Annotated in this window: 15 protein-coding genes and 1 other RNA gene; 5 read left to right on the forward strand and 11 right to left on the reverse strand. The window is 69.7% G+C overall.

The genetic code is table 11. The features are described 5' to 3' along the window. Positions 1-2 precede the first annotated feature (2 nt). Together AC21LY_RS15075 and AC21LY_RS15080 are read right to left on the reverse strand one after the other, a co-directional pair. Positions 3-1,604, reverse strand: coding sequence for an N-acyl-D-amino-acid deacylase family protein (locus tag AC21LY_RS15075; RefSeq protein ID WP_489047322.1), 1,602 nt, complete (start codon positions 1,602-1,604; stop codon positions 3-5). A gap of 8 nt (positions 1,605-1,612) precedes the next feature. Beyond that, entirely contained in the window at positions 1,613-2,869 is a 1,257-nt protein-coding gene (locus AC21LY_RS15080) for a type III PLP-dependent enzyme domain-containing protein (protein ID WP_489047323.1), read from the reverse strand. A gap of 94 nt (positions 2,870-2,963) precedes the next feature. Between AC21LY_RS15080 and AC21LY_RS15085 the strand changes: the two genes are divergently transcribed. The 4 genes from AC21LY_RS15085 to AC21LY_RS15100 all read left to right on the forward strand — a co-directional run bounded on the left by AC21LY_RS15085 (position 2,964) and on the right by AC21LY_RS15100 (position 6,260). Further along, positions 2,964-4,013, forward strand: coding sequence for a sugar kinase (locus AC21LY_RS15085; protein WP_489047536.1), 1,050 nt, complete (start codon positions 2,964-2,966; stop codon positions 4,011-4,013). Next, positions 4,010-4,756, forward strand: coding sequence for an IclR family transcriptional regulator (locus AC21LY_RS15090; protein WP_489047324.1), 747 nt, complete (start codon positions 4,010-4,012; stop codon positions 4,754-4,756). The genes AC21LY_RS15085 and AC21LY_RS15090 overlap by 4 nt, the downstream gene beginning before the upstream one ends. Positions 4,757-4,799: 43 nt before the next feature. Further along, positions 4,800-5,204 (forward strand): RidA family protein, encoded by a 405-nt coding sequence (locus AC21LY_RS15095; protein WP_489047325.1) that lies wholly within the window; start codon positions 4,800-4,802, stop codon positions 5,202-5,204. An 84-nt stretch (positions 5,205-5,288) separates the two neighbouring features. Next, on the forward strand, positions 5,289-6,260 hold the full coding sequence (locus tag AC21LY_RS15100; protein WP_489047326.1) for a cation diffusion facilitator family transporter: 972 nt from the start codon (positions 5,289-5,291) through the stop codon (positions 6,258-6,260). Here AC21LY_RS15100 and AC21LY_RS15105 read toward each other — a convergent pair. After that, positions 6,230-7,177, reverse strand: a complete 948-nt coding sequence (locus tag AC21LY_RS15105) for an esterase/lipase family protein (RefSeq protein WP_489047327.1) — start codon at positions 7,175-7,177, stop codon at positions 6,230-6,232. The genes AC21LY_RS15100 and AC21LY_RS15105 overlap by 31 nt on opposite strands. Before the next feature lie 216 nt (positions 7,178-7,393). On the opposite strand from AC21LY_RS15105, the gene AC21LY_RS15110 reads away from it, so the two are divergent. Then, positions 7,394-7,600 (forward strand): excalibur calcium-binding domain-containing protein, encoded by a 207-nt coding sequence (locus AC21LY_RS15110; protein WP_489047328.1) that lies wholly within the window; start codon positions 7,394-7,396, stop codon positions 7,598-7,600. 163 nt (positions 7,601-7,763) lie between these two features. Here AC21LY_RS15110 and ssrA read toward each other — a convergent pair. The 8 genes from ssrA to prfB all read right to left on the reverse strand — a co-directional run bounded on the left by ssrA (position 7,764) and on the right by prfB (position 13,314). Then, positions 7,764-8,134: a transfer-messenger RNA gene (gene ssrA / locus AC21LY_RS15115) on the reverse strand. Positions 8,135-8,217: 83 nt separating this feature from the next. Continuing rightward, entirely contained in the window at positions 8,218-8,340 is a 123-nt protein-coding gene (locus tag AC21LY_RS15120; protein ID WP_489047329.1) for a hypothetical protein, read from the reverse strand. 134 nt (positions 8,341-8,474) lie between these two features. Then, positions 8,475-8,954 (reverse strand): SsrA-binding protein SmpB, encoded by a 480-nt coding sequence (smpB, locus tag AC21LY_RS15125; protein WP_248489142.1) that lies wholly within the window; start codon positions 8,952-8,954, stop codon positions 8,475-8,477. A gap of 91 nt (positions 8,955-9,045) precedes the next feature. After that, complete coding sequence (gene ftsX / locus AC21LY_RS15130; RefSeq protein WP_489047330.1) at positions 9,046-9,951, reverse strand: permease-like cell division protein FtsX; 906 nt, start codon at positions 9,949-9,951, stop codon at positions 9,046-9,048. 48 nt (positions 9,952-9,999) lie between these two features. After that, a complete protein-coding gene (ftsE, locus tag AC21LY_RS15135; RefSeq protein ID WP_489047332.1) occupies positions 10,000-10,689 on the reverse strand; it encodes a cell division ATP-binding protein FtsE in 690 nt (229 codons plus the stop codon). 27 nt (positions 10,690-10,716) lie between these two features. Further along, positions 10,717-11,301, reverse strand: a complete 585-nt coding sequence (locus AC21LY_RS15140; protein ID WP_489047333.1) for an Rv3103c transmembrane domain-containing protein — start codon at positions 11,299-11,301, stop codon at positions 10,717-10,719. Further along, positions 11,298-12,209: a mechanosensitive ion channel family protein gene (locus tag AC21LY_RS15145; RefSeq protein ID WP_489047335.1), complete on the reverse strand. Its 912-nt coding sequence runs from the start codon at positions 12,207-12,209 to the stop codon at positions 11,298-11,300. Before AC21LY_RS15145 ends, AC21LY_RS15140 begins: the two co-directional genes overlap by 4 nt. Continuing rightward, complete coding sequence (gene prfB / locus AC21LY_RS15150; RefSeq protein ID WP_489047336.1) at positions 12,199-13,314, reverse strand: peptide chain release factor 2; 1,116 nt, start codon at positions 13,312-13,314, stop codon at positions 12,199-12,201. The genes AC21LY_RS15145 and prfB overlap by 11 nt, the downstream gene beginning before the upstream one ends.

Here is a 13,314-nt window from a genome sequence, read left to right on the forward strand (position 1 = left end):
GGTCACAGGACCCCTTCGTCGGTCAGTCGCAGCGCGCCGCCCGCGAGCGCGCCGGTGGGAGTGCCGTCGTCGAGGGCGGCGACGCCGCGGACGAAGACGTGCGTGAAACCCGCCGCGGGCGTGCGCGGGTCGTCGTAGGTGGCGCGGTCGATCACCGCGTCGGGGTCGAACAACGCCAGGTCGGCGGCGTACCCCTCGCGGACGAGGCCCCGTCGGACCAGGCGAAGGCGACGGGCCGGCCGGCCCGTCAGGTGGCCCACGCACTCCTCGAGGCTCATCAGGCCCAGGTCGCGGCTGTAGTGGCCGAGGTAGCGGGCGAAGGTCCCCCAGGCCCGCGGGTGCGGCTTGCCGCCGACCAGCAGCCCGTCGCTGCCGCCGGTGTGCATGGGATGGCGCATGATCGCGCGCACGTTCTCCTCGTGCCCGACGTGCTGCAGGATGCCGGTCGCGAGACGGTCGTCCAGGAGGATCCCGATGCAGACGTCGAAGGGGTCGCGCCCCTCGTCGGCGGCGATCCGTTCGATGGTGCGGCCGACGTACCCGGCCAGGGCGTCGTCGCCGACGCCGCTGATCTCGATGGTGTTCCACTCGGCGATCACGCCGTGGCAGCCGTCGGAGCCGGTGTGCTCGAGGTGCTCCCGGATCCGGGCGAGGTCCTGCGGGTCGCGGAGCCGCTGCAGCGTCGCGTCAGCGCCGCCGGAGGCCGCCCAGCTCGGCAGGATAGCGGCGAGGGTGGTGGCACCGGGCAGGTAGGGGTAGGTGTCGAGGCTGATGTCGGCACCGTCGGCGATGGCGGAGTCGAGGAGTTCGATCAACTCGGGCGCGCGGCCCTTGTTGGGCCCGAAGTTGAGCGTGGCGTGCGCGAGGTGCAGCGGGCAACCGGTGCGCCGCGAGAGGTCGATCATCTCGGCGTAGGCCTCCATCGCGCCCGCGCCGTAGCTGCGGTGATGCGGTGAGAAGTAGCCGCCGAGCTCGCCCGTCGTACGCATCAGCGCGGCGAGTTCCGCGTCGTCGGCGTACATCGCCGGGGTGTAGGTCAGGCCCGTCGAGAGGCCGACGGCGCCCTCGCGGAGGCCCTGCGCCAGGATCTCCTGCATCCGCTCGACCTCGGCCGGGGACGCGACACCGTCGTCGAAGCCCCGCGCGAGGGCGCGGAGCAGGCCGTGCGGGACGAGGTAGGCGAGGTTGGTGGCCGTACCGGCCTCGTCGAGCCGGTCGAGGTACTCGCCCACCGTGCGCCAGGAGAAGTCGAAATCCTGCGGGTCGGTGTTCCATCCGGCGATCTGGCGCCGCACCACGGCGAGGGTCTCGTCGGAGACGGGCGCGTAGCTCAGGCCGTCCTGGCCGATCACCTCGCAGGTGACCCCCTGCGTGATCCGCGAGGGGTGCGCCGGGTTGAGCAGGACCTGCAGGTCGGAGTGGGCGTGCATGTCGATGAATCCGGGGCTCAGCACCAGTCCGTCGGCGTCGATCACCCGGTGCGCCGGCCCCAGGTCGGTGCCGATCGCGGTGATGACCCCGCCGTCGATCGCGACGTCGGCGGTGTAGCGCGGCGCCTCGGAGCCGTCGACGACGGTGGCGGCGCGGATGAGAGTCTCGTGCATGGCGGGCCTTAGAAGTAGGTGGAGATCATGTCGACTACCTGCGGGTTCTCGCTGCCGTCGGCGACCACGGGGATCACGCGCCACTTGTCGAAGACGGTGCAGGGGTGGCTCAGGCCGAGCCGGACCACATCGCCGACGGCGAGCGGATCGTCGGCGGGCAGGCGCAGGAAGGCGTGCTGATCGTTGACCGCGGAGATCTCCGCGTCGATCGGGCGCGCCGGCTCGCCCAGGCCGGCCGCGGCCACCTGCGGCTCGGGCAGGCCCTCGTCGAAGGAGACATCGCGGCGTCCGACGTCGAGCAGGGCGAGGCCGGGCTCGGGCCGCGAGATCACACGGGCCCAGACGTGCATGGCCGACCGCAGGCGGGGCGCGTCGGCCTCCCGGCCCGAGGGCGTGATGCCGCGGTAGAAGCCGTCGTCGTGGATGATGTACGCCCCCGACCGCACGACGACGCGCGCATCGTCGATGTCGCCGAGGACGGCGGCGACCCGGTCGAAGTAGGCGCTGCCGCCCGCGGAGACGACGATGCGCCCCTCGGGGTACAGCGGCCGCAGGCGCTCGTGCAGCTCTTTCAGGGTGCGCAGGTAGTCGTCGACGGTGCCGAGCGCGGCGGCGGACGTGTCGTGCGCGAACGCGCCCTCGTAGCCGGTGACGCCGCCGAGCCGCAGGCGCGGCGAGGCCGCCACGCGCCGGCCGATCTCGACGGCCTCGTCGAGGGTGCGCGCACCGGTGCGGCCGCCCGGGCCGCCCAGTTCGACGAGGACGGTGGGCTGCCGGGTCGCCGCGGCGAGGCCTCGCTCCAGCGCGTCGACGGTGCCGAGACCATCCGCCCAGAGTGTGACCTCGAGGGCGGGATCGGCATCGAGCGCCTCACCCAGCCAGCGGATGCCGGCGGGATCGGCGATCGCGTTCGCGACGTGCAGGGTGCGGAAACCGGTGGCGACGGCGGCCTGGAGCTGCGGCAGGTTCGCCACGGTGATCGCCGTCGATCCCGCCTCGAGCTGCTCCTGCCAGAGCGCGGGCGCCATGGTGGTCTTGCCGTGCGGCTCGAGGTCGAAGCCGTGTGCGGCCGTCCAGCGGGCGAACTCGGCCACGTTCTCGGTCACGGCCGATCGGTCGAGCACGAGGAGGGGGGTGGACAGCTGCGCCAAGGAGGGCGTCCGAGCGAGGAAATCCGCCGTCTTCATCCCGTTCGCCCACGCGGGGACCGCCTTGTCGAGCACACTCAGCTCCACCGGACGGGCACCGTTCCCGTTCACCATCATGCTTCCCAATCTGCTATGTTGCGTATGACGCAATTTCCGTTGCGTGATGCGTGTCACAGACGCTAGCATTGCGACGAGGACCTGCACAACCACCATTTCGAAAGGCGCGCCGGTGAGAGAAGCTCGGATCGCTTGCCTCGGTGAGCCGCTGGCACTGGTCGCCGCGGCGGACCTCGACGCGCAGGAACCCGCCATGCACACCGGCGGGGCCGAGGCCAACGTCGCGGTGGGCACCGCGACGCTCGGTACTCCCACCGCGTATCTCAGCCGTGTCGGCGGCGACGCAGAGGGCCGGCGCATTCTGGAGCATCTGCGCGCCCACGGCGTACGGACCGACTGCGTCGAGATCGACGGGGCGGCCTTCACCGGCCGGTACGCCAAGACCGAGGGCGTCGACGATGCCGGCGAACCCGTCACCACCAGCACCTACCGCCGCGCAGGCAGCGCCGCCGCCGCGATGGGCCCCGACTTCCTCGCGCGTCCCGAGGTCGCCGCGACGCTCGCCGCCGCGGGCATCGTGCACACCAGCGGCATCACGCCCGCCCTGTCCCCGTCGTGCGCGGCGCTGACCCGCGCGCTGCTGCGCGACCGCACCGGCGTCACCGGGACCGTCACCTTCGACGTCAACTGGCGCGAGCAACTCTGGCCCGACGGCGATCCGTCGCTCGTGATCGAGTTGGCCCGGTGCGCGGACATCGTGCTCGTGGGCTCGGACGAGGCCGAACGCGTACTCGGCACCGGGGACGCGGCGCGGGTCCGCGCGCTCCTGCCCGAGCCGCGCACCGTCGTCGTCAAGGACGGTGCCGTGCGCGCCATCGCCGTGGCCCGGGACGGCGCGCAGGTGGACGTCCCGGCCCTGTCGGTCGACGTGGTCGAGCCGGTCGGCGCCGGGGACTCCTTCGCCGCGGGCTTCCTGCACGGGCTCGCGCGCGGCGAGGACCTGCGCTCCTGCCTCCGCCGCGGGCACGCCGGCGCCGCCGCGACCCTGACGGTGCGCGCCGATTTCGCGACCCTTCCCCCGGAATCCATGACGGCCCTACTGACCTGCGACGACGATGCCTGGGCAGCCGCGCACGTCGGCCCCGACGGCGTCCGGGTGGGCGGCGCAGACCTCCCCGCACCGCTCGAGAGCCGGACCGTATGAGCCAGAGCCTGAGCCGCGCGCTGGAGATCCTCCGCCTGCTCGGCGAGGGGCCCGCCTCCCTGGACGAGCTCGCCGACGAGCTCGGCGTGCACAAGACGACGGTGCTGCGCCTGCTGCGCCCGCTCACCGAGGCGCGCTTCGCCTATCACGACGAGGCGCACCGCTATCACCTCGGGTCACGCGTCTTCGACCTCGCCGCGCGCGCCTCCGAGCAGCGTGGGATCCGGCAGATCGCCGCGCCGCACCTGATCGCCTTCAACCGCGAGTACGGCCGGACGACGCACCTCGCCGCCCGGGAGGGCGACGCCGTCGTCTACATCGACAAGCTCGAATCGCGGGACCGGATCCGGATGTACTCCCGCGTCGGGATGGAGGTCAACCTCAACTCCAGCGCCGTGGGGAAGCTGATGCTCTCCGCGCTCCCGGACGACGAGCTCCGGCGGTTCGTCGCGGAGATGGACTTCACCCGGCGCACGCCGAACACGATCGTGACCCCCGAGGCCTATCTCGACGAGATCGCGCGCGTCCGGGAACAGGACTGGGCGGTCGACCGCGAGGAGAACGAGCCGACGATCAACTGCATCGGCGCGCCGGTACGGGACGCCTCGGGCACCGTCGTCGCCGCCGTCTCGGTGTCGGTTCCCGAGGTGATCCTGCCCTTCGACGAACTGATGGACCTGCTGGAGCCGTTGCGCACGACCTGCGCCGCGATCTCCAGGGACTGCGGGTACCGCCCGCGCTGACCTCCCGGATCCCCGGGGAACCCATATGAAACAGGAGAGAACCATGACCGCGACCGCCGTCTCGACCACCGACGCCCCCGCACCCGCGCACTTCTTCAGCCAGGGCGTGCGCCGCGGCAACCTGCTGCAGGTGTCGGGCCAGGGGCCGATGGACCCGGCGACGAACCAGTACATCGGCGCCGGTGACGTCAAGGAGCAGACCCTGCGCACGCTGGAGAACGTCAAGGCGATCCTCGAGGCGGGCGGCGCGTCCGTCGCGGACGTCCTGATGTTCCGCGTCTACCTGACCACCCGGGACGACTTCGGCCCGATGAACGAGGTCTACGGCGCGTTCATCGCCGAGAACGTTCCCGAGGGCGCCGCGCTTCCCTGCCGCACCACCGTCTTCGTCGACCTCCCGCATGAGGTGATGCTCGTCGAGATCGACGCGCTCGCCGTTCTCGACTGACATCACACCGCCCTGCTATTGATATATGCGCATACCGCAATGTATGTTCGTCCGTGAACTGATCGGACGACGAGCGGGGCTGACATGGGCGGGCACGGGCACGCGGGACACGACCACGGGGTTTCCGCGGACGCCGACAAGCGGTGGCTGAGCCTCGCCCTCGGCCTCATCGTCGCCTTCATGGCGATCGAGGTGACGATCGGCGTGATCGCGAGTTCGCTCGCGCTGATCACCGATGCCGCGCACATGCTCACGGACGCCGCCGCGATCGTGCTGGCACTGGTCGCGATCCGCATCGCCGCGAAGCCCGCGCGCGGCGGCTACACGTGGGGCCTCAAGCGGGTGGAGATCCTGTCGGCACAGGCCAACGGGATCACCCTCCTGCTCCTGGCGGCCTTCTTCGTCTACGAGGGCGTCTCCCGGCTGATCACGCCACCCGACGTCGACGGCCCCCTGGTCTTCTTCACCGCGCTCGCGGGCTGCGCGGTGAACCTGGCGGCCGCCTGGTGCATCCGGCGGGCGAATCGCACCAGCCTCAACGTCGAGGGTGCGTACCAGCACATCCTCAACGACCTCTACGCGTTCATCGCCACCGCGGTCGCCGGCGCGATCATCTGGGCCACAGGCTGGGGCCGGGCCGATGCGCTCGCCGCGCTCGTCGTCGCGGCGCTCATGCTCCAGGCCGGCTGGGGCCTGGTCAAGGCGTCGGGACGGATCTTCCTCGAGGCCGCGCCCGAGGGGGTGGACCCCGCGCAGATCGGCCGTGACGTGGCCGCGGCACCGTCGGTCACCGAAGTGCACGACCTGCACGTCTGGGAGATCACCTCCGGCCAGCCCGCCATGTCGGCGCACGTCCTCGTCGAGGCCACAGCGGACTGCCACGCCGTGCGGTCGAGCATCAGCCGCATGCTGCACGACGAGCACCACATCGCGCACGCGACGCTGCAGGTCGACCACTCCGGCGAGGAAGGCCATTGCGACGACCCGCACGGCGAGGTCTACACCGGTCGGAAGGCTTCCGCCGGTCAGGCGCCGAAGAAGGGCGGCACCAGATAGCAGGGCACCGGCCGCGGATGCTGCGGGTCGAGGGCGTTGAGCGCGAAATACGCCGCCCGCCGGGAGCCCGCGATCGCCAGATGGTCCGAGAAGTCCTGGCCGCAGGTGTCCTGCACCACGATGTTGCGCACCGACGTTCCGGGCGGACCGTCGAGCTGTCCACTCGTGTACGGCAGCACCATCTCGTCGAACCGGGTGGAGATGTTGGTGTACTCGATCCCCGCCGCGTACGGCGTGCCGCCCGTCCAGATCTTCTCGAGGAACCGCGAGCCCGGCAGCATGTCGCCGATCGACTCGAACACCGGGAAGTACGGATCGGGCACGTTCAGGCCGCGCACGAAGACCGATACCGCGCGCCCCGGCTCGCCGCCGGTGCCCCGCCACAGGGGCGCGAGCGAGATGTACCTGCCGACCTTGCCCGCGCCGCCGAGCACCTTGACGTAGTACGAAGGCATGAGCGTGCCCTGTGAGTGGCCGATGAGGTCGATCTTCGTCGCACCGGTCGCGTCGAGAACGCGTTCCACCAAAGCCTTGAGCTGCTGAGCGCTGCTCGCGAGCGGCCGCGTGCCGCCGATCTGATTCGCCGGCCACGGCGCGCCGGGGAGGGCGCCGTAGGTGAAGGAGAAGACGCAGTAGCCGTTGTTCTTGAGCAGCGGGACGTAGGCGCCCCAGTTGGTCTGCGCGCCGCCGCCGGTGCCGTGCACAAGTACGACGGGGTGGGGGTGGTGAGGCGTGAGCCTGCAGGAATAGTCGTTGGAACCGGGCAGCGAGCCGTTCGGGTTCGTCAGTTCCGACGGGATGCCGCCGAAGAAGTTGAAGTTCTCGGGCAGCGGCGCGGCATACGACGGTGCTGCCATCAGCAGGATCGTCGCGACCGTGGTCGCGACCGCGGACCGCCATACGAAACGGAGGTTCATGGTCACAGACCGTAGCCCAACCCGAGACGGCCGGACGCTGAATTTTAGAACTTGTTCTATGCCAGAGCCGATGAGTCGAACCTGACTAGAGCTTAGTTTTCCGGCTAATTACCCATATGCGGCATTCTGTCCGCTCTCACGATGGCGTACACCGTAAGGATCGCGGGAGAGGGACCCTCCCGCGATCGTCGTCCCCCGCGGTCCGTAGGAGCCCCCATGCCCAAAACCCTTCGCCGTGTTGCATCTGCCGTGTTCGTCGTCGCCGCACTGGCAGTGCCGGCCGCCGCCGCACACGCGGACCCCGTCTACAAGAACTGCACCGAGGTGCGCCAGGCCGGCAAGGCCCCGATCCTCAAGGGCCAGCCCGGCTACAGCAGCAAGCTCGACCGCGACGGCGACGGCATCGCCTGCGAGGTGAAGTAGCCCCACGAGGCGACCCTCGGTCTCCCGACCAGCTCGTCGTGAGCCGAGGGCCGTACACGTGACCCTCGACGAGCTCGCGCCGAGCACAGCCACCATCGGACACGCCCACCGAGCCTCACCGACGAGAAACGCCCCCTGACCTCGCGGTTCAGGGGGCGTTCCCGAGTGGAGCCGCCGGGAATTGAACCCGGGTCCTCCGTCATTTCTACGGGGCTTCTCCGTGCGCAGTCCGCTGTGCCTCTACTCGGATCTCCCGGTCTCACGGACGAGCCGGGATGACGATCCCAGTCGCTGTTGGATGTCCCCCGCGATACCGCGACCGCACCGCGGGGTGAATCCCTCTAGCTGATGCCAGTACCCGGGCCGAGGGCGAACCCGGACTGACAGACTCGCCTGGCTGCTTAGGCAGCGAGAGCGAAGTCGCGCTGATTGGAATCGGCGCTTATAGGGTTGCTGCGACGCTTACGGTGGTCTCTAGCCTGCACCGGCACGCTTCCCCCGCGTCAACAAACGAAGTCGAAACCGATCGGCCCCTCATCGTCCGCCTCAGCGGAAGCCCACCCCTTACGGAGTGGAAACTCCATACTACCGCACCGACATCGGTGTCCGTCCAGCGATTATCCGACGGTGTGTGGACGCACGCCGGCGGCGGAGGCGTTCATGTTCATCAGCACGGTGAGCAGCACCGCACCCACGCGATGCGCCAGCGAAACGACCTTGGCCTTGTTCTCGACACTCATGGATCCGCTCCTCACTGCCAGTCCCACAAGTCACATCAGTAACTCGTGCACCCAGTGAACGCCGCGGAGCATCCGATCTCAACGCGCCACGCCGAGCACCGTCGAAAAGCCCGGACCGCAGGGAACGGCGCGAATCAGCCGCGCATGCCCTTGACCCGCCGGCCCAGCTCCCGGACCAGCTCGCGCTCGGCGGTGCGACGGGCGATGTCCTGCCGCTTGTCGTAGTCCTGCTTGCCCTTGGCGAGCGCCAGCTCGACCTTCACCCGGCCGTCGTTGAAGTACATCGACAGGGGCACCAGCGTCTGATTGCCCTCGCGGATCTTGCCGGTCAGCGAGTCGATCTCGCGGCGGTGCATCAGCAGCTTGCGGGTGCGCCGGGGCGTGTGATTGGTCCACGTGCCGTTGCCGTACTCGGGGATGTGCAGGCCGCGCAGCCAGACCTCGCCGTCGTCGATGGTGGCGTAGGCGTCCACCAGCGAGGCCTTCCCCTCGCGGAGCGCCTTCACCTCGGTCCCGACCAGCACCACGCCGGCCTCGAAGGTGTCGAGGATGGCGTAGTTGTGGCGCGCCTTGCGGTTGCTCGCGATCACCGAGCGCCCCTTCTCCTTCGCCATCGCCTCTCCCCTCCGATTCACCTGGACAACGGACAACCACTCCATCGTACGGGGATGCGACGGTGCGCGGAAAGCGACTTATCGCAGGGGCCTACTCGCGCACGTAGAAGCGCAGCGTCACGTACGCCGTCAGTGCGGCGAAACCCGCGCCGACGAGGACCAGCCACGGGGAGACGAGCAGCACGTCGGTGTTGGTGATCCGCGCCAAGATGTTCACCCCGTACATCTCGCGCAACGCCCGGTCGAAGAACAGCGCCTTCCCCGCGAACAGGCCGCCGATCGCGACCACCGCGCCGATGATCGCGCCGATCACGGCCTCCAGGAGGAAGGGCAGCTGGGTGTACCAGCGCGAGGCGCCCACGAGCCGCATGATCGAGACCTCGGTGCGCCGCGTGTACGCGGCCACCTGCACCATGTTCGCGATCAGCAGCACCGCGGCCACGGCCTGGATCAGGGCGATGAAGAAGGCGGCGTTGCGGGCCCCGCCCAGCACCGAGAAGACCCGCTCCACCAGCTCGCGCTGGTCCTGCACCCCGGCGACGCCGGGCTGGCCCTTCACCGCGTCGATCACCGCGGCGAACCTGTTCTCGTCGCCCACGCGCACCTTGAACGAGGCGGGCAGCACGCCGGGGCGCACCAGCTCGGCCAGCTCGGGCTGGCCGGCGAAGGTCTTGGTCTTCGCCGTCTCGAGCGCCTTGTCCTGCGAGATGTAGTCGATCGAGTCGACGCCCGGCTGCGCCTTGATCTTCGACTCGATCGCCTGGCACACCGCCTTCTGGCAGTCCGGATCGTCGGCCGCGACCTTGTCGTCGACGAAGACCTGGATCTCGACGCGCTGCAGGAAGATGTCCTGGCTCTTGTCGGCCATCCGCACCACGAGGAGACCGCCGCCGAACAGGCCGAGCGAGATCGCGGTGGTCAGGATCATGGCGATCGTCATGCTCACGTTCCGGCGCAGGCCGGTGAAGACCTCGCTGGTGATGAAACTGGCACGCACTGGGAATTCAGTCCTTCGGTTGGTCGTCGGTGGGCGGGGCGGCGGCCGTCAGCGGCCCAGCCCGTACACGCCCGTCGCGTCGTCGCGCACCATCTCGCCCATCCGGAACTCGATGACGCGGCGCCGCATGGAGTCCACGATGTGGCGGTCGTGCGTGGCCATCACCACGGTGGTCCCGGCCCGGTTGATGCGATCGAGCACGTCCACGATCTCGGCGGACGTATCGGGGTCGAGGTTGCCCGTCGGCTCGTCGGCCAGGAGCAGCAGCGGACGGTTCGCGATGGCGCGGGCGATGGCGACGCGCTGCTTCTCCCCGCCCGAGAGCTCACTGGGCATCCGGTTCGCCTTGCCGCCCAGGCCCACGTAGTCGAGCACCTGCGGCACGGTCCGGTCGATGACATTGCGGGGCTTGCCGATGACCTCGAGTGCGAAGGCCACGTTGTCGGCCACCGACTTCTGCTGGAGCAGGCGGAAGTCCTGGAAGACGCAGCCGAGCGACTGCCGCAGCTGCGGCACGCGACGCCCGGAGAGCTTGTTCACGTGGAAATCGCCCACGTAGACATCGCCGCTGGTGGGCTTGTCCTCCTTGAGCAGCAGCCGGAAGAACGTCGACTTCCCCGAACCCGAGGGCCCGATCAGGAAGGCGAACTCCCCCTTGCCGATCTCGAGCGACAGGTCGTGGAGCGCCGGCCGGGCCGACGCCTTGTACATCATCGTGACGTTCTGGAGCGTGATCACGAGCGCCCAGTGTACTGACGCGGCGGACTACGCCGGGGGAACCGTGGTCGTCGGTGCGCCGCCCGAGGTCGACGGGGGCGTCGGCACCCCCGGCAGTCCGGGCAGCGTCACACCGCCCGGCAGCACCAACCCGCCCGGCGAGCTGCTCGCCGACCCGCTCGGGTCGTCGGAGGCACCCGGCGCGCGGCCCGGCACCGTCGACGACGCTGCGCCGGACTCCCCCGCAGCACCGCTGGAGTGGGCCGCACTCGACGGCGTGTGGACCGTGGACGAGGTGATCGGGGGCTCGTAGGCGGGCTCCCGCTGCGCGGGCGCGGACGTGGTGACGACCGGCCGCACGCCGCTCCGGCGCTGTTCCTCGGGCACGAACTGCGCGTACAGGTTGAGGTACCACCACAGGAGCCCCAGGAACAGGAGCACGAGCGCGACGGTGCTGGTGCGCAATCGGGTGCGCGGAATCGTCTTCGGGATGTGGTCCAGCACGATCGGGAGCAGCAGACGGGTGGGCGCGGAGGACGCGTCCGGCGCGTCGCCCTCCCGCTGGGCGTTCGGCTGCTCGCCCGGCCGCTCGTTCGCCTGCTCGCTCCGCGCGGGCTTCGACGGGTCGCTCACTGGGGCTTCACCTCCGCCTGGACGGCGACGGTGTCGGTCACGGGCGCGACGTCGATACCCGCCGTCGCGAGACTGCGGACGATCCGTTCGCGCAGGTTGCGGCCCACCTCGAACTGCTTGCCGGGCAACGTGCGCGCGACCATCCGCAGGTTCACCTGGTCGAGGTCGATGGACTCGATACCCATGAGGCTGGGCTCATCGAGGAGCAGCGTGGACATCTTCGGATCCTGGTACGCGCGCTCGCCCACGCGATGCAGCAGCGCGTTCACCTTGCCCATGTCGACCGTCTTCGGCAGCGGGATGTCGACCACGGCGCGCGCCCAGTCCTTGGACAGGTTGGTGGCCTTGACGATCTGCCCGTTCGGGACGGTGATCACCTCGCCGTCGGTGTTGCGCAGCTTGGTCACCCGCAGCGTGACATCGGAGACGGTGCCCTCGGCGGTCGAACCGCCGGTGAGCGAGAGGTTCACCACATCACCGAAGCCGTACTGCCGCTCGGTGATGAGGAAGAAGCCGGCCAACAGGTCCTGCACGATCCGCTGGGCGCCGAAGCCGAGGGCCGCACCGATGACGGTGGCGGGCGCGACCAGGGCGTTGATCGGCACACCGAGCGCCTTCACGACCTGGTAGGCCGCGAACAGGTAGATCGCCGCGATGGCGACCCAGCTGATCACCTGGATCAGCGCGTGCTGGTGCTTCGCGGACTCCGAGCGGACCAGCGATTCACTGTTCTTGAACCGGGCGTCGATCCGCATGGTGACGCGGGCCGAGAACCAGTTGACGAACCGGTTGGCCAGGACCGCGGCGATCGACCACAGCGCGATCGGCAGCACCCGCTCGAACATCAGCAGCCGCCACCCCGTGAGGTCGGGGAGGATCGAATCGGCGAGCAACGAGCTACTCGTCATCGCCACGCATCCGCCAGCGGATGCCGGCCTCGATGAAGCCGTCCAGGTCACCGTCGAGCACCGCCGACGGGTTGTTCACCTCGTACTCGGTGCGCAGGTCCTTGACCATCTGGTACGGGTGCAGCACGTAGGAGCGCATCTGGTTGCCCCAGGAGGCGCCCTCGTTGGTCTTGAGCGCATCCATCTGCGCGCGCTCCTCCTGCCGCTTGCGCTCGAGCAGCTTGGCCTGCAGGACCTTCATGGCCGAGACCTTGTTCTGCAGCTGGCTCTTCTCGTTCTGGCAGGTCACGACGATGCCCGTCGGGATGTGCGTCAGGCGCACCGCGGAGTCGGTCGTGTTGACCGACTGGCCGCCCGGGCCCGACGAGCGGTAGACGTCCACGCGGACCTCGTTCTCATCCACGTCGATGTGGTCGGTGGTCTCCACGACCGGCAGCACCTCGACCTCCGCGAAGGAGGTCTGGCGCCGTCCCTGGTTGTCGAAGGGACTGATCCGCACCAGGCGGTGGGTGCCCATCTCGACGGAGAGGGTGCCGTAGGCGTAGTCGGTCTTCACTGCGAAGGTGGCGGACTTCAGGCCCGCCTCCTCGGCGTAGCTGGTGTCGTAGACCTCGACGCCGTAGCCGTGCTTCTCCGCCCAGCGGATGTACATGCGCATGAGCATCTCGGCCCAGTCCGCGGCGTCGACGCCGCCGGCGCCGGCGCGGATGTTGACCAGCGCGTCGCGGGCGTCGTACTCGCCCGAGAGCATGGTCTTGACCTCCATGGCCTCGATCTCGGTGCGCAGCTGGGCGCGGTCACCGTCGGCGTCCTCCAATGCGGCCTCGCCCGCAGCGCCTTCTTCGGCCTCGGCGAGTTCGTAGAGCACGGGCAGGTCGTCGAGCCGCTGCCGCAGGTCGGTGACGCGGCGCAGCTCGGCCTGGGCGTGGGAGAGCTGGCTGGTGACCTGCTGCGCGTTGGCCTGGTCGTTCCAGAGCTCGGGGTCGGACGCCTTGTGTTCCAGCTCGTCGACGCGCCGGCGCAACTCGTCGAGGTCGATCACCTTCTCCACCGTCTTCAGGGTGGTCTCGAGGCTCTCGATGTCTGCGGCTACGTCAGGTTGCAC

It is taken from the genome of Tsukamurella sp. II2bb (assembly GCF_057815145.1).

Coding starts and splice junctions, on each gene's coding strand:
- AC21LY_RS15145 (WP_489047335.1), bottom strand. CDS start 12,209: ATGACGAGTAGCTCGTTGCTCGCCGATTCGATCCTCCCCGACCTCACG.
- AC21LY_RS15080 (WP_489047323.1), bottom strand. CDS start 2,869: ATGATGGTGAACGGGAACGGTGCCCGTCCGGTGGAGCTGAGTGTGCTC.
- AC21LY_RS15095 (WP_489047325.1), top strand. CDS start 4,800: ATGACCGCGACCGCCGTCTCGACCACCGACGCCCCCGCACCCGCGCAC.
- AC21LY_RS15105 (WP_489047327.1), bottom strand. CDS start 7,177: ATGAACCTCCGTTTCGTATGGCGGTCCGCGGTCGCGACCACGGTCGCG.
- AC21LY_RS15100 (WP_489047326.1), top strand. CDS start 5,289: ATGGGCGGGCACGGGCACGCGGGACACGACCACGGGGTTTCCGCGGAC.
- AC21LY_RS15110 (WP_489047328.1), top strand. CDS start 7,394: ATGCCCAAAACCCTTCGCCGTGTTGCATCTGCCGTGTTCGTCGTCGCC.
- AC21LY_RS15075 (WP_489047322.1), bottom strand. CDS start 1,604: ATGCACGAGACTCTCATCCGCGCCGCCACCGTCGTCGACGGCTCCGAG.
- smpB (WP_248489142.1), bottom strand. CDS start 8,954: ATGGCGAAGGAGAAGGGGCGCTCGGTGATCGCGAGCAACCGCAAGGCG.
- AC21LY_RS15120 (WP_489047329.1), bottom strand. CDS start 8,340: ATGAGTGTCGAGAACAAGGCCAAGGTCGTTTCGCTGGCGCATCGCGTG.
- AC21LY_RS15090 (WP_489047324.1), top strand. CDS start 4,010: ATGAGCCAGAGCCTGAGCCGCGCGCTGGAGATCCTCCGCCTGCTCGGC.